This window comes from Paeniroseomonas aquatica (genome assembly GCF_030409335.1).
GTDB classification, from domain to species: Bacteria; Pseudomonadota; Alphaproteobacteria; order Acetobacterales; family Acetobacteraceae; genus Belnapia; species Belnapia aquatica.
The window spans coordinates 1-18,156 of sequence record NZ_JAUFPN010000008.1; the positions used below are offsets into that span (position 1 = coordinate 1).

The following is an 18,156-nucleotide window of genomic DNA, read 5'->3' on the forward strand; positions in this document are numbered from 1 at the left end:
GTCGGCCGCTTTTTCGAACCGCTTTTCAGCAGCCTGCTATACCGACGAGTACGACATCTACGCCCGCCTGCCGGCTTGGGGCTACGGCACAAGACTGTCTGCCACGCCCGTGGCGAGTATGCGCGCGACGAGGATGGCGATGGCTTCTGCGAGATCCACGTCAATACCATGGAGGGGACGTGGTCCCTGCTGCGCTCCTGGCTCCGTCCGCACCGGGGCATCTCACAAGAGAAGCTACCGCTCTCTACCTTGGCTTCTTCGAGTTCGTCCACAATGCCCGGCGCCGTGGCAAAGCCCTTCTTGGCGCCCTTGTTGCCGCTCTGGTCGTGTGATGGGCCCCATCACCCCAGATCTCAGTAAAAACCACGCCGGTTTGCCCGAACTCGCCGTCCATGGCCCGGTCTGGCCCAGGTCTGGCCATGCGCGTGCACCGGCCCCGATGCTGACCCCAGCGGACAGACCGAGATATTATTTGTTGGACAAAAGCTTTTACGCAGCAGCAAAATTACGGCAGACCCGGGCTGAAAAGTAAGAAAAAATTATGATACAAGAAACGGAAACGTCTTCAGAGTTACAGATCCCGGGGGAGATGGCCTCAGAAAATAATAACCTTCCCGCCCTGCGCTGCCTGACCGTTTCCAGCTTCGATGACATGCAAATCCATCTGGCGGCGTGGGATCAGCTCGCTTTGACCGCCAAGCAGGACATTCCCATACTGTTTCCGGGCTGGGTCGATGCCTTCTTTCGCTATCGTCTGACGCCGTGCCAGCGTTGGTTCTGCAGCTTTGCTTACAACGGCCATGATCTTCTCGGTGTGCTGCCCATTATAGTTACGCCCCATCGTTTCCTCGGGGAACACGGCGCGATCCTTCGTACCCCCTTCGATGGCCCGACCACGCCGTCAGGGGATATCCTTTTGTCGCCGGATCATGCAGGGCCAGTGCTCCGGGCCCTCCTCTCCGAGATACGCGTGCAAGTACCGGCCCATCTCGGGATCGACTTCTACCGTGTGCGACAGAATTCACCGCTGTGGGGCGCTCTGAAGAACGCCGCACCAGCCTATATTGCGATTCACGGAGTGGCACACGTCCACCACCTTGTCGACCTGACCAAGGGCTATGACGCCTACTTCGCCGGGCTTGGAAACCTACGAAGAAACCTGAAGAGATACCGCAAACGACTCGACGACAAGGGCAAGGTTTCGCTCCTCCTTGGTGAAGCATCGATCTTCAGCGAAGATATGCCGGAACAGTTCTTTCGCCTCGAGGCTTCGGGCTGGAAGGGGCGCGAAAAATCCGCCATTGCGACCGACGCAAGCCAGGTCGCCTTCTACAAGGCCCTGTTCAACAATTTCGCCGAGAAGGGCCGCCTGGAATGGCACACGTTGACGATCGAAGGTCGCCTCATCGCTGCGGGAATGGGACTGCGGGGCAGAGAAGCGCTCATGCTTCCGAAGATCGCCTTCGATGAGGAGTTCGCAGATTGCGCACCGGGCACCCTTTTGACGGAAGCCGTTAACAAGGATGCCTACTCTCGCGTTCAACTGCGCGAAATCAATTATATGAGCGATGCGGCTTGGCACCGGAACTGGCATATGGAGGAGGATACCTACCAGGACTTGCACCTGGTCCGCGTTGGTCTGCTCCCGGCCCTGCTCAAGTTGACATCTGTTCTTTTCCACCGTGCTGAGACGTCAGCACGCCGTCGCTTCCCTTTGTCTGTGAAAACGAAATACCGCACGCTTCGGTCCATGCTCCAGGACCGTTTATCCAGAAGGTTCCGGTAGCAACGAGGCAACGACGCCATCACCGCCGGCAGATGCCTCCTCACCGGTTGAGTTGGGGGTGACGCCCTCAATCCGGGAACTCACGGCACACGGCCGTTTTACGCCCGAAAGCTGACCTCGGCAGGCGCGAAGGTTCATCACAGACGCTGGCGGATTTGACAGCGGTGGCGCCGGCCTTGGCCACCGACGGCCAGCGCCTTCGCGCCGTGCGGGGACGGTGGCGCCACTGGGATGAAGCCGCCGCTGGCGTGGAGCAGCTGGTCTAGTTGCGGACCATGGTTTTCAGGGTCCAGCGCGGGCCGCGCGGCAGCGAAGGGTCAAGCCCGGGGGCGCTGGCTACTCGAACTTCAACGTCTGGATCGCGGAGGCCGGGAGCCGAGACAACGCTGAGCCGAATGTCCGGGCCAACCACCTTACAGGATGCGGCAACCATCCGGTCGGCAGCAGGGCGGTCATTGTTTTCCAGCGCACGACGGACCGCACTGATTTGCTCCTGACGCGGGCAGAGCACGGCACCGTCCATGGTGAGGACCGGCCTGTCGAACCGGGTCGCTTCCTGCCCGACCGCTACGAAGATTACCGCGCTCGATACCGTCATCATCGCAATGAATGGCTTCCGCATGTTGCCCTCTCCAGCCAACCCCCGCGGGGGCATAGCCTGAGGATCCTGCCGGGCAGTGGATGGGCTGCACGGGTCCGCTCTATGCCTATTCCGTCCTTAAATGCGGTTTAGCGGACGGAATGGGGGCGGAAAATGGCAAAATGCCGTCTGATCTGGAAAGGGCACCCAATATCAATGGGTTACAGGCATGTGGGCACTGAAAGAACTGTTATCGTGCCTTTGCGGTAGCCGCAGTCCGATTGCCGCAGCCGAGCCCGCCATGGCAGGCTCGCGCGGCCACCGGCAGGACCGACCGGGGCAGGGGACCCAGCACCATCACCACCCACCACGCCACCACCGGGCAGCCACATTCGGCGCATACCCGCCGCGCCTATGCCGCCGACTGGCAGGCTTTTTCCGGGTGGTGCGCGGCCGCCGGGCAGCCGGCGCTGCCGGCCACGCCGGAGGCCGTCGCCGGGCATCTGGCCAGCCTCGCCGGCCGGCTCGGCCCGAGCGGCCTGCGCCGCCGGCTGGCGGCGATCACCGACCGGCACCGCCGGGCGGGCCAGGCCTGGGACCCGGCCCAGCCGCTGATCCGCGCCACCCTGCGCGACCTCGTCGCCCGTCAGGCCACCCCGGTGCGGCCCGCCGCGGCGCTGGGCGAGGCCGCGCTCCGGCCGCTGCTCGCCAGCTGCGGCGACGACCTGGCCGGGCGGCGCGACCGGGCGCTGTTTTTACTGGTTCAGGCCACGGCATTGCGCCGCGCCGCCCTGGTGGCGCTCGACCGCGAGCAGCTGCGCTTCACCGCGGCGGGGATGGTGGTGGAGACGGCCCAGGGTGCGCTGAAACTCGCCCGCGCCCCTGACTCGGACCGCTGCCCCGTCCGCGCCTTGGAGGCCTGGCTGCGGCAGGCGCGGATCGACTACGGTGCGGTGTTCCGCCGGGTCACCGCCGCCGGGACGCTGGAGGACCGGCTCAGCCCGCAGGGCGTCTGGCGCATCCTCCGCCGCCGCGCGGCCCTGGCGCGGCTCCGCCTGCCCGCCGGCCGCCGCCTTTCGCCCGAGGGGCTGCGCGCCGGGGCACGCCTCCCGCCGGCCTCCTCCACCAGCCCGCCGCGGCCCCGGTGAGCGCCATGCCGTCCGAGTCAGGATCCGGGCCCGTGCCCCTCGCACCGGCCCATACCGACTGGCTGCGCAACACCCTCCACGTCACCGGCGCCAGCGGGGCCGTGCGGCGTTTCCAGGCCGCCGCCAGGGGAAGTGGGATCATCCCCTGGCAACGTGACCTCGACCGGCTGGAGGAGGACTGGTTCCTGCCCATGGCCGCCCCCGCCGACGGGGTGCGGGCCATCAGCCTGGCCGGGGCGCGGATCCTGGCCCGCCGCCTGCGCGACTCAGTGGCCCTGCAGCAGCAACGCGCCCTGCTGCGCGCCACCACGGATCAGAGTTGCCCCTTCGACCTGCACCGCCTGCTGCCGGTGCCACCCGCCATCCTCCGGCTGGGGCCCGAGGACCCCCAGAGTCGGGGATGGCTCTGGCGGCACTGGGGTACCACCCGCGCCCTCCGCCATGTCCGGCTGCTGCCCAGTCCGGCCGATCGCCGCAACCGCCGGACCGATCACTGGCTGGTGGAGTTCTGGGCGGCCGACTGGTCGCCCTGGCCGGCGCTCCGGACCCTCCGCCGCGCCTGGCCGGACCTGACCGTCAGCCTGCGGCCGCACTACGACGAGGTTGGTGATGGCTGACCCCTTGGCTGAGGCGGATTGGCCGGAAGCGGCCGGGCAGGGGGGGATGACCGCATCGGTCCGCGACGCGATGCCGGTGCTGAGCGTGGCGGGCTTCGCGGGGCCGCTCGACTTCCTGCTGGAGATGGTCCGCCGCCACCGGGTCGACCTCGGCCCGCTGTCGATCGTCGCCCTGACCGACCAGCTCGTCGCCGCCCTCGAAGCCGGCGCCCATCGCGTCCCGCTCGAGCGCCGCAGCGCCTGGCTGGTCGCCGCCAGCGACCTCGTCCTGCTCAAGGCCCGTCTGCTCTGCCCGGAAAGCCCCGCCGTGGCCGAGGCCGCCGCGGCGGAAGCGACCCGGCGGCTCGGCCAGCTGGCCGAGCTGGCCCGAATGCGCGCCGCCGCCGACTGGCTCGCTGCGCGGCCGCAGCTCGGCCTGCGGGTCTTTGCCCGCGGCCAGGCCGAGCGGCGGGCCAGGCCCCAGGCGGAGCTCTACGTGGCCTTCCTGGAGGCGACGCTCGCCATGCTCGAGGGCCGGGAGGGACAGCCGGCCCAGGCCCCCGCCTACCAACCGGCGCCGCTCGACCTCTGGCGCGTGCCGGAGGCCATCGAGCACATCACCCGACTGCTCAATCAGCAGCCCAAAGGACTGCCACTCGAGGACTGCTTGCCGCCCATCCCATCTGGTATGGCCCGGCAACAGCTGCGGCAGCGGGCGGCGCTGGCCAGCACCTTGGTCGCCAGCCTCGAACTGGCCCGCGACGCCACCCTCGACATGGACCAGGAGGCGGCCTTCGGGACCATCACCCTCCGGGCGCGGACAGCCCACAGGATCGGCCAGGAGAACGCCGCATGACCGCCGTCACAGCAACCGGCCGCAGGCTCGAGACCTCGCTTTACGCCGCGGTCAAGCGCCACCTGGAGACCCTCGGCTACGAGGTGAAGGGCGAGATCTGCGGCTGCGACATCGTCGGCATCCGGCCGGGCGAGCCACCCGTCGTTGTCATCACCGAACTGAAGCTCACGCTCTCGCTGGAACTCATCCTGCAGGGGGTCGACCGGCTGGCCGCCGCGGACGAGGTCTGGCTGGCCGTCCTCGCCACCCGGCGCGGCCGCGATCGGGACCGCCGGGCCCACAAGCTCTGCCGCCTGCTTGGCTTTGGGCTGCTGGCGGTCGACCCGGCGCGCCAAGCCGTCGAGGTCCTGGCCGAACCAGCACCCTACCGCCCGCGGCCGAATGCCAAACGCCGTAGCCGGCTGGTGCTGGAACACCAGCGCCGCCAGGGCGACCCTGCCGAAGGTGGCTCAACGCGTCTGCCCATTCTCACGGCTTACAGGCAGAGGGCACTGGCCTGCGCCATGGCGATGGCCGCAGGGCCCGTCAGTACCAAGACCCTGCGCAAGATTGCACCCGACGCCGGTACCCTCATGCTGCGCAACGTCTACGGTTGGTTCGAACGGGAAAGCCGCGGCGTCTATCGCCTGACCGAATCTGGCTCAGCAGCATTGCGCGGCAGCCAAGTGGGCCCCGCAACGTCGGGTATCGCAGTCTGAGCTTCGCTGGCTTTGCAAGAGCCAGCCCTTGTACTTTGGCGAAGACGATCCTCGACCTTGCATGACGGCCGAAGGTCTGACAGCCCGATCATCAAGGAGTAGCGGTCACCGTTGGCGGAAGGCTATCGCGTTGCGTAACGCGTGGGCTATTTGCTCCATTCGGCGCTCGAAGCCCGAGGCCGCTGCGGGCTGACCCAACTCCTCTGCACCAACAACGCCACGGAGGACAGAGCCTTCAAGTTGCGCCGCCATGCCTTCCATGGCAGCGAGCGCACTGTCCAGTCCGCCGCCTTCGATTGATGCGCGCAACACAGCAATCTCACCGAACGCGGCTGCGAGAGCAGTTTCGAGCGCTACAATCTCACCGCGCAGTTCCTCAAACCTGTCCTCAGCCATCCGCTGCTCCAAACCCGCTCAAGGTTTTCCAAAGTAAGAGCATGCTGGACATAGCACTAGGTGTGCAGTCCCGGAGGTTCCGGGCAGTCGGATTCGTCCTGCCGCGCCCACCGTTGCCATGCCACAATCGAGGCCGCGGCCTACGGCCCGTTCACTTTGCTGGAATTCCTGCATGCCTGACGGTCACGGAACCTCGCCACCGCCCATCCCGCAGCCCGGTGTCACCTCGCCGGCTCGCGGCGCGCTTGCCCTCGGGCCGCTGCGCGTCCACGACCACGACCGAACCGGGATCCGTCAAGCGCGCAGGATCTTAGGGTGATCGGCCGCCGTGCACTGCTCGTCGCATCTGGCTTCGCTTCGGGCCTCGCCCAAGCGGACCAGCCGCGTCGCCTAGACCCGGCCGCGATGGGCCCACTCACGCGGGCCGCGGACAGCGGCACCAATGCGATTTGGCTGGCGCGGCCCGACGGCCGCGTCCCCGTCCTCGTCGGTTCGCACAACTGGACCGCTCCATTTCAGGACTACCGCAGCGGCGACCCGCCGCCGCAACTAGACTTCGCCCAATTTCTTGAATGGTATCGTGCCAACGCCTGGACTTTCGTCCGCGGCTGGCGCTGGGAAAACACGCGCGACGGCACATGGAACTCGGCACCGCACCCGTGGCGGCGGACCGGGCCCGGCACCGCCAACGACGGTCACCCAAAGTTTGACCTCACGACCTTCGACGTGACCTGGGATCGGCGCTACCAGCAGCGGCTGCAGGCGCTGGCGGATGCCGATATCTACGTCAGCGTCATGCTGTACAACCAATGGAGCATCAACGCGTCCGAGACGGCCACCAAGAACAATTGGCTGAGCCACCCCTGCCACCCCGACAACAACATAAACGGGATCAACGCACTCGGCGGCGACAAGCTCGATTGGGCATACAACCTTGGCAATGCGTCACTGATGGCAGTACACGAAGCCTATCTCAGGCACATGATCGATCTCTGCAATCCCTACGACAACGTCATCTACGAGACGTGCAACGAGCCACTGAACACCACAATGCATGTCAGTTTTTTCCGCTGGGTCGTGGAGTTCATTCACTCGTATCAGGAGAACCATAAAACTCGCCGGCATCCGGTCTGGTTCTCCACACCGGCGCCGTGGACGATCGGCCCGAACGACGGCACTGAGCAGGACAACGCGGCCGCTGTGGACAGCAATGCCGACATTGCGGGGGTCTACCTCGACGAGCGGAGCCCGCGGCTGAATGGCAACAGGCCCTGGATCGCTGACATAGACCACAGCTTCGGCATGGGTGGCTCACCCGATTGGTGCTGGCGGATGCTCACCCGCGGGTGCCAGGGCGTTCTCAATATGGACAGCCTGGCGGGCACAGGCATCTCGAACCCGCTCGACTTCGACGCGGCGTTGCACAACCCGCCGCGGGGCATGCTTGATAACCGCTTCGCCATGACAGCCATTCGCTTATCGATAGACCGCGTTGGTGGCAGCCTGCGTGACTTCGGACCCAATATCTCTTTCGCCAGCACGAGCTTCGCTCTCGTCAAGCCCGGTGTGAGTTGCGTGGTGTACAATCCGGATGGTGGCCATTTCACAATAGACCTCCTCGGATGGAGCGGCGGCTTCCAAGCTACTTGGTTAAAGGCGCGAGATTCATTAGTCTCGTGGGTCAGCGGCGTTGTCGTGCAAGGCGGCGCCAGCCGTACCATGAACCCGCCGCCCGAATTTTTGGGAAACGCATCGGTTCTGCTGCTGACACCGGTACCTTATTGACTGTTTGGAAAGACGGATCAGGTAGCGATGCGCCGGAGCATGATGCGCAACATCACCGTGTAGATCACGGTCTTCCCTGTTTCGGGTAGGCGTAGCGTTGGTGCACGGATCTGGCCAGTAGCACTGCAGGCCGGGCCGCCGTAGGAGGTTTACCTCTCCTTTGACCACGGATGCCCATCTTGCCGTTCGCGCTGAATCAGGGCCGCCGCCGCCATATCCCTAAGCAGAAGCGGAAGGTGATGAACTGGCGCGAGTACGACGCCAGCCTGCGCCAGCGCGGAAGTCTGACGGTGTGGTTCTCCGACGCGGCGATCGAGGGTTGGAGCGCCGCGCCGCGCACCACCCCAGGCGGGCAGCCCTGGTACTCTCCCCTGGCGATCCTGACGGCGCTGACTTTGCGGGCGGTATTCCGCCTAGCCTTGCGCCAAACGGAGGGGTTGATTGGTTCCATCTTCCACCTGCTTGGGCTGGCACTAGCGGTGCCCGACCATACCACCCTGTGCCGCCGGGCTGAGACGCTGGAGGTGCCCCGGCCCCGGCTGCGCACGCAGGGTGAAGCCGCCCACCTGCTGGTCGACAGCACCGGCCTGAAGCTCTGCGGCGCGGGCGAGTGGCTGCTGGAGAAATACGGCACCAAAACGCGCCGGTCCCGGCGGAAGCTGCACATCGGCATGGACGCCGAGACTGGCCAGATTGTCGCAGCACTGCTGACCACCAACGACGTTGATGACGGCTCCCAGGTTGGTCCCTTGCTCGACTAGGTGACGACATGGGTGGCCTCGTTCACCGCGGACGGCGCCTACGACCAGGAAGGCGTTGCCGCTGCGGTGACCGAGCGTCATCCGGAAGCGCTGATCATCGTGCCGCCGCGATCCACGGCCGTGCCGAGCGATACGGCTGAAACCGAACCAACGCAGCGGGACTGCAACTTGCAGCGCATCACCGAGCACGGACGAGCGGCCTGGCAGAAGGCATCTGGCTACACCATCCGAGCCCGCGTCGAGGCCACCATCGGCAGGTTCAAGCAGGTGATGGGTGATGGGCTGCGCTGCCGCACCGACCAGCATCGGGTGACCGAGGTGGATGTTGCCGTCCATGCTCCGAACCGCATGTTGGAGCTGGGACGCCCGACCTCCGTCCGCTCCGCCTGAACCCAGCCTGGGCTGGGCTTACTGCGTTCGTCCTGTCGATCCCTGCAACACGGCCCACTGGCGGCTTGGCGGTATCAGCCCTGGCCTGCCCCCGATCGGGTCAAGTTTTAGTGGATGCCACGCCGAGTCAACGCGGGAGCAAGCCAATGGGGAAGTATCAAGGCGTATCCGTTAGGCTAGCGGCGGTGGCGGCGAGAATGCGGTCGGACAGCGCGGGGTCGTCGACGCTGCGGGCCAGGATCAGTGCGCCGACTAGGCTGGCAACGGTGGCAAGCGCCGCATCCTCAGCCGAATCCCGGCGCTCGCGCGGCATGATGGCAGCAACGCGGGCGGCGAAGCCGCGAATGCCATGAGTGAAGGCGGCGCGGATGCCGGCGCCTTGGCGAGCGGCCTCGGGGCCGATGGCGGCGATCGCGCAGCCGTTGCCGGGGGCATCGCGGTGGGTAGGGGAGAGGTAGCGGGCGACGAGGGTGGTGAGGCTGCCGCCCTCGGCCAGTTCCTTCCGGGTCTTCTCGCCGCTGACCTCCATGGCAAGCATGAGGGCCTCGGCCACCAGCCGGTCCTTCGAGCCAAACTGGCTGTAGAGGCTGCCATGGGTCAGGCCAGCAGCCTTGGTCAGCGCGTCGACGCCAACCCCGTTGATGCCAGATTCGCGGATCATCCGGGCGGTGGCCGTTAGGATCCGTGCCCGGTTGCCGGCGGCCTGTTCCTTTGAGACGCGCATCGAAACCCCCTTCCGTCACCGTGTCGCTTGACTTGTTTTAATAGCGAGTGCAATCAATGTCCAGTTAGATGGCGACCGCTATTAAAGTGGAGGCTGGCGATGCGGATCCTTGTCCTGGGTGCCGGAGCGATCGGTGGCTACTTCGGGCTGCGATTAGCCGAGGCCGGCGCGGATGTTAGCTTCCTGGTCCGGCCGGGCCGGGCGGCGCAACTTGAACGCGACGGGCTGGTGGTGTCCAGCCACGGCGAGGAGCGGCGGATGAGGGTGCCAGCCTTGCTCGCTGGTGAAGTGAACCAGCCCTTCGATGCGTTGCTGCTGACCTGCAAGGCCTATGACTTACCAACAGCGATAGAGGCGATCGCCCCGGCGGTGGGCGAGATCAGCGTGGTGCTGCCGCTGCTGAACGGGCTGGCGCATTTCGATGTGCTGGATGCGCGCTTCGGCGCCGGGCGGGTGCTGGGCGGCGTCGCCTATATTGCCACCACGCTGGAGCCAGATGGGACGATCCGGCACACCAGCCCGATGGATACGCTGCTGTTCGGGGATCGCAGCGGCCGGCTGACGCCGCCGGTAGAGGCGCTGGGCGAAGTTTTCGCGGCGACGCAGGTGACGGCCCGGGCCTCGATGGAGATCACCCAGGACCTTTGGGAGAAATGGGCGATGCTGGCGGCGGGTGCGGCGATCACCTGCCTGCTGCGCGGCACGATCGGCGAGGTGCTGGCAACCGCGGATGGCGCGGCGGTCGCGGCGCGGACCATCGCGGAGGTACGGGCGATTGCCGCGGCACATGGCCACGCGCCGCGGCCGGCGGCGGTGGCCCAGGCGGACCGGACGCTGGGCGATCCACAGTCCCGTTGGGCGGCGTCGATGATGCGGGACATCCAGCAGGGTGCGCCGCGGCTGGAGGCGGAACACGTCATCGGCGACCTGATTCGCCGCGGGCGGGAGCATGGGCTCGCGGCGCCGACGCTGGAAGCCGCCTATGCCCAGTTGCAGGTCTACAACGCTCGTGGTGCCGCATGAACGCGATGACGGCGCCGCCGCTTGCCTCGACAATGAGCCCGCGAACCCAGCTTCTGCTGCATGGGCCTGTGGTGCCGACGCTACTAAAGCTGGCTTGGCCAAACACGTTGGTGATGCTTGCCCAGGCCTCGGTCGGGCTGATCGAAACCTGGTGGGTGGCGCATCTTGGCACCGATGCGCTGGCCGGGATGGCGCTGGTCTTCCCTGGCTTCATGATGATGCAGATGCTCTCGGCAGGCGCCATCGGCGGGGGAATCTCCTCGGCGATCGCCCGGGCGCTGGGCGGCGGCCGGCGCGGTGATGCAGATGCCCTGGTGCTTCATGCGCTGGTCATCAACGGCGCTTTCGGGCTGGGCTTCACCGCGCTGGTGCTGTGGTTCGGCCCGGCTCTGTACGCGGCGCTGGGCGGGGAGGGCGGCTCGCTGCGGGCGGCGCTCGCCTATTCCGACATCGTCTTCGGCGGCGCGATAATGATCTGGCTTAGTAATGCTTTTGCCAGCGTGTTGCGCGGCACGGGCAACATGATGCTGCCCTCGATCTCCATCATCATCGGCGTGGTGGTGCTGGTGCCGCTCTCGCCACTGCTGATCTATGGCTTGGGGCCGGTGCCGGCGATGGGCATTGCCGGGGCCGGTTGGGCGGTGGTGGCGGGCATGGCGCTGTCCACCGTCATCCTGGCTTGGGCAGTGATCTCGGGGCGGAGCATCGCCCGGCTGCGCTGGGCGCGGCTACGCTGGGCGCTGTTCCGCGACATCCTGGCGGTGGGCGCGGTTGCTTCGGTCAGCACCCTGCAGACCACGCTGACCATCGCCCTGACCACGGCGGTGGTGGCGCGGGCCGGTGGGCCGGATGCGGTGGCCGGCTATGGCACGGGCACTCGGCTGGAATACCTGCTGGTGCCGCTGGTTTTTGGGCTGGGGGCACCGCTGGTGGCGCTGGTCGGCACCAATATCGGTGCGGGACAGGGCGCACGAGCGCTGCGGATTGCCTTGACCGGAGGGGCGCTGGCCTTTGTGGTCACTGAGACGATTGGGCTGGTGGCAGCGATCTGGCCGGAGGCCTGGCTGGGGCTGTTCGGCGCCGATCCGCGGATGCTGGAGACGGGGGCGGCCTATCTGCGGGTGGTGGGGCCGACCTATGGCTTCTTCGGGCTGGGCCTGTCGCTCTACTTCGCCTCGCAGGGGGCGGGGCGGCTGGGCTGGCCGCTGTTCGGCGGGTTGCTGCGGCTGGTAATCGCGGTGGGCGGCGGCTGGGTCGCCCTGCACATGACGGGATCTCTGGCCTGGGTCTTCGCTGCGCTGGCGGCGGGGCTGGTGGTCTATGGAGTGGTGTTGGCGGTGGTGACCAGCTCGGGTGCTTGGTTTCGCCAGGCACCCGAGCCGGAGGGTCTCGCTATAGCCAAATGAAGTTGGCGCTGTCGAGGTCGCTGATGGCCACACCGATCGCTTGACGATCTCAATGTTGATCTGGCGGCAGGTCGTGCACAGCCCGGCCTGGAAGGTGGCGCCCTGGTACCCGCCGTCGGCGTAGAGCTTCAGCAGGAAGGGGTAAAGACCGAACAGCGACCCCATCAGCAGCACGCCACCATCGCGGTCCTGGATGTCGGCGGTGTGGATGATGGCCTGCATCAGTAGGCCTTGGATGTCGACCAGGACATGGCTCTTCTTGCGCGCGTCGTAGCCCGAGGGGTCGATGCAGTACCCCCGGTCATCGGTTGACTATTCAGCTGCCGCAACCAAGGGGCGGTTGATCCGGACCATGGCCAGAAAGGCGTCGAGGGCACTGGAGACATAAGCGGTGCGGCGGCGGACCAGCACCGTGGCGACCTTCGCCTCCGCCATAGGCAGGACATGCAGGTTCACTTGGCCCGCACGTGCTGCCGCTTCGACCACGATCCGGGGCAGCAAGGTCACGCCAACCCCGGCCGCGACGCAACCCAAGATGCCATCAAGTGTACCGAATTCCAACCAGCGCGCGCCGGCGATGCCGCGGGCCGCCAGGATCGCCTCCAGTCGCTGCCGGTAGGAACAGCCGGCCCGGAACACCAGCACCTTCAGCCCACCCGCCCCGGCCAGTGCATCAGGGCCGCGCAGGTTCGGCGCGGTCACCAGCACCAGCTCCTCCTCAAAGGCTGCCTCTTCTTCCAACTCGGCATGCACTACGGGGCCAGCCACCAGGGCGACATCCAGTCGGTGCTCCAGGACCTCCTGCAGCAGCATCGCGGTGGAGCCGGTGCTGACAACCAGTTCCACTTCCGGGCAGGCCCGCGCATAGGTGACGAGCAACGGCGGCAAACGTAGCGCCGCCGTCGTCTCCATGGCGCCCAGGCGGAAAGGGCCACGCGGAATGCCGTCATCGGCCGTAACGCGTTGCGCCTCCGCGACCAGGGCCCGGACCCGGCCGGCGTAAGGCAGCAGGCGCTGCCCGGCCGCGGTGAGGACGACACCGCGGCTGTGCCGCTCGAACAGCCGAGCACCAAGTTCGAGCTCCAGCGCCTTCAGGCGTGCCGTAACATTGGATTGCACGGTGTTCAGCGCCGCCGCAGCCCGGGTGACGCCGCCATGCCGGGCGATCGCGGCAAAGGTCTCCAAGTCCACGAGCTCCATGCTCTTCTCCCATCGCCTGAACAGATGGCTCCGATCATGACAAATCGTTTTTGATCATGTCCAGTCCCAGGCAAGGTGACTGGGATTCCGTACCCAAGGAGCCGTCATGCCGATCTCAACGCGCCTGACCAAACTGCTCGGCATGAAGCACCTGATCCTGTTCGCGCCGATGGATCCGATCGCCATGGTCTCAAACCGTTATCGGATGGCACATCCCTGATGTCGCGCCTGCAAGGCAAGGCGGAGTCCGGTCCCGTCGCCCTTGCCCTGGGCGGCCTGCTGGCGCTGGCCTCGGCCATCGGCATCGGCCGCTTTGTCTACACGCCCATCCTGCCCGCCATGGTCGAGGGGCTGAGGATGGCGAACAGCGAGGCGGGCCTGATCGCCTCGGCCAACCTCGTCGGCTACCTGACCGGCGCGCTACTGGCCGCGGCGCCGCGCTTGCCGGGATCTCGGCGGACTTGGCTGCTCGGAGCGCTTGCTCTCGGCGCCGCGACCACGGGCGCCATGGGCCTCGTCTCCTCCCTGCCGGCCTTCCTCGCCCTGCGTGGCATTGGCGGTGCCGCCAGTGCCTTCGTGCTGGTTTTCGCCTCAGCGCTGGTGCTCGACCGCCTCGCGGCAGCAGGCCGGGGCAGCTTGTCGTCCTTGCACTTCGCCGGCGTCGGGGTTGGCATTGGGCTCTCGGCCGTTCTCGTCTCTTCGCTCCTGACGGCCGGGGCCGATTGGCGCCTCCTCTGGCTTGGCTCCGGTGCAGCCGCCCTGGCGACCGTGCCGCTTGTGGCCTGGCTGGTCCCTGGTCGAGAAGCGCCGCGTGCCGCGGTCACCCCGGTATCACGGCCAGCCGGGCTCGCCGCAGCCTCGTCGATGACGCGTTGGACGCTGGCCTACGGTCTGTTCGGATTTGGCTACATCGTCACCGCGACCTTCCTGGTCGCCATCGTGCGGGCCAGCCCTGAGATCCGTCCGATCGAGCCTTTCGTCTGGGTTATCGTCGGCATTACGGCAGCGCCCTCGGTCGCAGCCTGGGCGTGGCTTGGAACCCGGATAGGAATCTCGCGCGCCTTCGCAGTCGCTTGCCTGGTCGAAGCGGCGGGCGTGGCGGCAAGCGTGTTGTGGCCAACGGCGACGGGCGCGCTCATGGCGGCGGCGCTCCTGGGTGGGACATTCATGGGCATCACGGCCCTCGGTCTTGCAGGTGGGCGCCGGCTTGCCGGAGGAGACCCTCGCCGTGCTTTCGCTTTGCTGACCGCCAGTTTCAGCGTCGGGCAAATTGCGGGGCCCGTGCTCGCGGGCTTCCTGCTCGACCGGACAGGGGGGTTCGTATTGCCCACTCTCCTTGCCGCCGGCGCACTCCTAGCCGCGGCGGTCCTGGGGATCGGGGTAAACATGCCGAAGGCGATCGGAGATCATGGTCCCGCTGCAGTGGACCGCTCCGGAGGCTGAGGACATGCGCCGCTGCCGCAGCAGGCGAAGCGACCCGATGCATCCGGGACCCTGCGGGGCACCCTTCAAGCGTTCAGTCGGAGGTGTCTCAGCAAAAGTTAGAGCTGTGGCGAGCCTTCCCGTGCTGGTGCGGGCAAGACCTATGGTGCTGTTAATACTGGAATAACCCAACGCCAGACCGGAGGAACCATGTCCACGCACATCATCCGCGCCGAGAGCTTCGTCTGCCGTGCGCCCATTGCCGTGCCTGTCGTCAATGCTTTCGGCTCCATGGCGGAGCGGGTCGCGGTTTTCGTCCGCCTCACCGACGCGGATGGCGTGACCGGCTGGGGCGAGATCTGGTCCAACTTCCCGACCATCGGCGCGGAGCACCGGGCGCGGTTGTTCGACGCCTTCATCGCGCCCCGCCTGCTCGGCCGCAGCATCAGCGATCCCGCGGCCTTCTGGGCGGAGGCGGATCGGGCGCTGCACCTTTGGGGCCTGCAGGCTGGCGAGCCGGGGGCGTTCTCGGCCGCCCTCGCCGGCGCTGACCTGGCGCTGCACGACCTGCTGGCGCGTCGGGCCGGCCTCCCGCTTTGGCGCTGGTGGGGCGGGACCAACAGCGGCCCGGTGCCGGTCTATGCCAGTGGCCTCAATCCGGGAGCGCAGGCACTGGCACAGGTGGAAGAAGCGCGTGCCGTCGGCCACCGCGCCTTCAAGATCAAGATCGGCTTCGGCGAGGCGCGTGACATCGCTACGTTGCGCCCGGTCTTTGACGGCCGGCAGGCCGATGAGCGGGTGATGGTGGACATCAACCAGGGCTGGGAGCTGCCGGCCGCGATGCGGATGGTTCGTGTCCTCGGTGAGTTTCCGCTGACCTGGATCGAGGAGCCGCTTGCCGCGGATCGGCCAGCCTGGGAATGGGCGCAGGTGGCCGGCAGCTGCTCGGCGCCGTTGGCGGCGGGGGAGAACCTGCGCGGCGCGTTGGACTTTTATCAGGCGCTCGCGGGCCATCATCTTGGCGTTGTACAACCTGATTGCTGCAAATGGGGCGGAGCCTCGGCCACGCTGCCGGTGGCGCGTGCTGTCGTGGCATCGGGCCGGGCCTATTGCCCGCACTTTCTAGGTGGCGGCATCGGGCAGCTCGCCTCGCTGCACTTGCTTGCCGTTGTCCGCGGCAACGGCATGCTGGAGATGGACGCGAACCCCAACCCGCTGCGCAGCCTGCTGATCGAACCAATCCTGCGGGTAACGGATGGGATGGTGGCCGTGCCGGCAGGGTCTGGCCTCGGTATCGAACCGAATGTTGAGGCTTTCGACCAGTACGTTACCTCGAGGACCTCCCGAGATGCCTGATGCGCATCACGCAGCAGGTTGGCACGCTCGCCCGCGCGGCCAAGGTTCTGCTCCTCTACACCTCTCCAAAGGCCGCTCCGGGTCGAACCGTCGGCGCGACTAATCAGGAGAAGGTTTACTTGCGGCCAAAAGCGGACTGGCTTCCAGGCAGCGAAGGTATGAGTTGGATCGAAAGCGGCTATGGCGCGATGGGTACCAAGCGTCAGGTTTTGGAATCGGTACGCGAAAACCCAGGCTGATCGGGTCGGCTCCGGGACATGGATCGTGCTGGTGAGCTGGGCGGACTATCTTGGGGCGATTCTCGCACCAGCCATTCGGATTCCGCTTATCCTTCCCGTTTCCGCCAGCCTGTTCCCGCCCCAGCCGTGGTGACGGCTAAAACGCTCTGGCCGACATCGAGGTGTCCGTCTTCGCCGTCGAGGCCGAACTGGAAGCCATGGATCGTGAGAGGATTGGCGTGCACCGCCGCGGCCGCAAGCGGACCTCGCGCTGCGGCGGCGGCTGATCTGGATGCTGACCTTCGGTGCCACGCAGTAGCGCGTTGCCCATTCCCATAGATAACATTCCAGACCGGCGTGGGGTTTGTGCCGGAGCAGGGGCACAAGGGCGCCTCCCCACTTCCGGGCCTGACGAGTCCTCACGGTAGCGCTTTACCGATTTGACAGCCCTGCCGAGCCTACCTACTTCTTCGACCATAGCAGGGGTGCTTCGACAGGAGGCTGAGAGTCCGCCGATCCCATAGGGAGCGGGGTAACCCTTTGAACCTGATCCAGGTCGTGCTGGCGGAGGGATGCGGATACCGGGCGTCCGATCGGCAGCCCTCCCTTCTTCCGTTGTATGCTCTGTGTCTCTGCGCGGCCATGCGGAAGGGGAGGTAGGATGATCGTTGTTGAGGAAACTGCGCTCGGAGGAACCGAGGCGGCTCTGCGCGCCCGCGTGGAGGCCATGATGGCCACACCGGCGCCGGACGAGGCCACCTTCGATTCGCTCGCCCTCGATATCTTCGCCTTCCAGTTCGAGCACGACCCTGCCTATCGCCGCTTCGCCCGGCAGCGCGGCCGTAACCCTCGTGCCGTGCGTTCCTGGCGCGAGATCCCAACCGTGCCGATCAGCGCCTTCAAGGACCTCGACATCGGCTGCACGCCGCCCGACCGGGCCGCGCGGGTCTTCATGACGAGTGGCACCACGCGGGCCGGCCGACGCGGGCAAGTGCATCACCGCTCGCTTGACCTCTACGACCGCTCGATGCGGCTAGGCTTTGAGCACTTCTTCATGCGCGGCGCCGCGCCCATGGCCATGGCGGTGCTCTTCCCGGACGAGGCGTCACTGCCGAACTCCTCGCTGGCGCATTACCTCGCGCTCGCGCTCCGGCATTTCGGGACGCCTGGCAGCCGCACGATGATGGGGCCGGCCGGGATCGACAGGCCCGCGCTTGTCGCGGCACTGCGCGGGGCAGAAGCATCGGGCGAGCCCTTCGCGCTGCTCGGCGCCAGCTATGCCTTCGTGGGGCTCCTCGATGCGCTGGACGCGGAGGGGCAGCGCTTCGCCCTGCCGCTAGGCAGCCGCATCCTCGACACGGGCGGCTTCAAGGGCCAGTCGCGCGAGGTGCCTCCCGAGGTCTTTTACGCCCGGCTGAGCAAGACCTTCGGCGTGCCGGCGGCGCTCTGTGTCAACATGTACGGCATGACAGAGTTGTCCTCGCAGTTCTATGACGACGGCAACGCCGGGCTGCCCCCGGTCAAGCGCGGGATGCCCTGGTTGCGCTCGCGCGTCGTGGACCCGCTTACCGGCCGGGACGTCCCACCCGGCACGCCGGGCGTTCTGGCGCATCATGACCTCGCCCATCTCGGCGTCGTCTCGGCGATCCTGACGGAGGATGTGGGAGTGATGCGGGAGGACGGCTTCCTGCTGCTCGGCCGGGTGGGTGGCACCGAGGCCAAGGGGTGCTCACTGGCGGTAGAGGAGTTCCTCGCTGCTGCCCGCACGCCGGCCGGCGCCTGAGGGCGCCGCCCGCGTGAGAGAGATGGGA

16 protein-coding genes, 2 pseudogenes and 1 riboswitch are annotated in these 18,156 nt (G+C 66.9%); of the genes and pseudogenes, 13 read left to right on the forward strand and 5 right to left on the reverse strand.

The window, feature by feature from the left end; genetic code table 11:
* Positions 1-541 precede the first annotated feature (541 nt).
* Positions 542-1,786 carry a GNAT family N-acetyltransferase gene (locus QWZ14_RS00980; protein ID WP_290314683.1) on the forward strand — a complete coding sequence of 415 codons (1,245 nt, stop codon included), beginning with the start codon at positions 542-544 and terminating at the stop codon, positions 1,784-1,786.
* A gap of 262 nt (positions 1,787-2,048) precedes the next feature.
* Here QWZ14_RS00980 and QWZ14_RS00985 read toward each other — a convergent pair whose 3' ends face one another.
* A complete protein-coding gene (locus QWZ14_RS00985; protein WP_290314685.1) occupies positions 2,049-2,408 on the reverse strand; it encodes a hypothetical protein in 360 nt (119 codons plus the stop codon).
* A 239-nt stretch (positions 2,409-2,647) separates the two neighbouring features.
* Here QWZ14_RS00985 and QWZ14_RS00990 point away from each other — a divergent pair, with 239 nt between their 5' ends.
* Genes QWZ14_RS00990 through QWZ14_RS01005 form a run of 4 tightly spaced genes read left to right on the forward strand, consistent with a single transcriptional unit; the run spans position 2,648 to position 5,664 of the window.
* Positions 2,648-3,514 carry a site-specific integrase gene (locus tag QWZ14_RS00990; protein WP_290314686.1) on the forward strand — a complete coding sequence of 289 codons (867 nt, stop codon included), beginning with the start codon at positions 2,648-2,650 and terminating at the stop codon, positions 3,512-3,514.
* A gap of 32 nt (positions 3,515-3,546) precedes the next feature.
* On the forward strand, positions 3,547-4,131 hold the full coding sequence (locus QWZ14_RS00995; protein WP_290314687.1) for a hypothetical protein: 585 nt from the start codon (positions 3,547-3,549) through the stop codon (positions 4,129-4,131).
* A 46-nt stretch (positions 4,132-4,177) separates the two neighbouring features.
* The gene (locus tag QWZ14_RS01000; protein ID WP_290314688.1) at positions 4,178-4,966 is read left to right on the forward strand and encodes a segregation and condensation protein A; all 789 of its coding nucleotides are present in this window, start codon (positions 4,178-4,180) and stop codon (positions 4,964-4,966) included.
* Positions 4,963-5,664, forward strand: coding sequence for a DUF2161 family putative PD-(D/E)XK-type phosphodiesterase (locus tag QWZ14_RS01005; protein ID WP_290314689.1), 702 nt, complete (start codon positions 4,963-4,965; stop codon positions 5,662-5,664). The genes QWZ14_RS01000 and QWZ14_RS01005 overlap by 4 nt, the downstream gene beginning before the upstream one ends.
* Before the next feature lie 105 nt (positions 5,665-5,769).
* On the opposite strand, the gene QWZ14_RS01010 is transcribed toward QWZ14_RS01005, so the two are convergent.
* Positions 5,770-6,060: a hypothetical protein gene (locus QWZ14_RS01010; protein ID WP_290314690.1), complete on the reverse strand. Its 291-nt coding sequence runs from the start codon at positions 6,058-6,060 to the stop codon at positions 5,770-5,772.
* A gap of 315 nt (positions 6,061-6,375) precedes the next feature.
* On the opposite strand from QWZ14_RS01010, the gene QWZ14_RS01015 reads away from it, so the two are divergent.
* Positions 6,376-7,845, forward strand: a complete 1,470-nt coding sequence (locus QWZ14_RS01015; RefSeq protein WP_290314691.1) for a DUF6298 domain-containing protein — start codon at positions 6,376-6,378, stop codon at positions 7,843-7,845.
* A gap of 179 nt (positions 7,846-8,024) precedes the next feature.
* Positions 8,025-8,996 (forward strand): annotated as a pseudogene (locus QWZ14_RS01020) (IS5 family transposase).
* A gap of 157 nt (positions 8,997-9,153) precedes the next feature.
* Here the strand turns inward: QWZ14_RS01020 and QWZ14_RS01025 are convergent.
* Positions 9,154-9,720, reverse strand: coding sequence for a TetR/AcrR family transcriptional regulator (locus QWZ14_RS01025; protein WP_290314692.1), 567 nt, complete (start codon positions 9,718-9,720; stop codon positions 9,154-9,156).
* A 99-nt stretch (positions 9,721-9,819) separates the two neighbouring features.
* On the opposite strand from QWZ14_RS01025, the gene QWZ14_RS01030 reads away from it, so the two are divergent.
* Positions 9,820-10,743 (forward strand): ketopantoate reductase family protein, encoded by a 924-nt coding sequence (locus QWZ14_RS01030; RefSeq protein ID WP_290314693.1) that lies wholly within the window; start codon positions 9,820-9,822, stop codon positions 10,741-10,743.
* Positions 10,744-10,853: 110 nt separating this feature from the next.
* The gene (locus tag QWZ14_RS01035) at positions 10,854-12,149 is read left to right on the forward strand and encodes an MATE family efflux transporter (RefSeq protein ID WP_290314694.1); all 1,296 of its coding nucleotides are present in this window, start codon (positions 10,854-10,856) and stop codon (positions 12,147-12,149) included.
* A 33-nt stretch (positions 12,150-12,182) separates the two neighbouring features.
* Here QWZ14_RS01035 and QWZ14_RS01040 read toward each other — a convergent pair.
* Positions 12,183-12,461 (reverse strand): annotated as a pseudogene (locus QWZ14_RS01040) (transposase); the annotation flags it as partial.
* Positions 12,462-13,349, reverse strand: coding sequence for a LysR family transcriptional regulator (locus QWZ14_RS01045; protein ID WP_290314695.1), 888 nt, complete (start codon positions 13,347-13,349; stop codon positions 12,462-12,464).
* 219 nt (positions 13,350-13,568) lie between these two features.
* On the opposite strand from QWZ14_RS01045, the gene QWZ14_RS01050 reads away from it, so the two are divergent.
* The 4 genes from QWZ14_RS01050 (at position 13,569) to QWZ14_RS01065 (ending at position 18,128) form a co-directional block, all read left to right on the forward strand.
* A complete protein-coding gene (locus QWZ14_RS01050; RefSeq protein ID WP_290314696.1) occupies positions 13,569-14,792 on the forward strand; it encodes a YbfB/YjiJ family MFS transporter in 1,224 nt (407 codons plus the stop codon).
* A 189-nt stretch (positions 14,793-14,981) separates the two neighbouring features.
* Positions 14,982-16,127: a mandelate racemase/muconate lactonizing enzyme family protein gene (locus tag QWZ14_RS01055; RefSeq protein WP_290314697.1), complete on the forward strand. Its 1,146-nt coding sequence runs from the start codon at positions 14,982-14,984 to the stop codon at positions 16,125-16,127.
* The gene (locus QWZ14_RS01060; RefSeq protein WP_290314698.1) at positions 16,127-16,366 is read left to right on the forward strand and encodes a hypothetical protein; all 240 of its coding nucleotides are present in this window, start codon (positions 16,127-16,129) and stop codon (positions 16,364-16,366) included. Before QWZ14_RS01055 ends, QWZ14_RS01060 begins: the two co-directional genes overlap by 1 nt.
* Before the next feature lie 450 nt (positions 16,367-16,816).
* Positions 16,817-16,936, forward strand: a riboswitch (TPP riboswitch).
* A 70-nt stretch (positions 16,937-17,006) separates the two neighbouring features.
* A complete protein-coding gene (locus QWZ14_RS01065; RefSeq protein ID WP_290314699.1) occupies positions 17,007-18,128 on the forward strand; it encodes a LuxE/PaaK family acyltransferase in 1,122 nt (373 codons plus the stop codon).
* Positions 18,129-18,156: the final 28 nt, after the last annotated feature.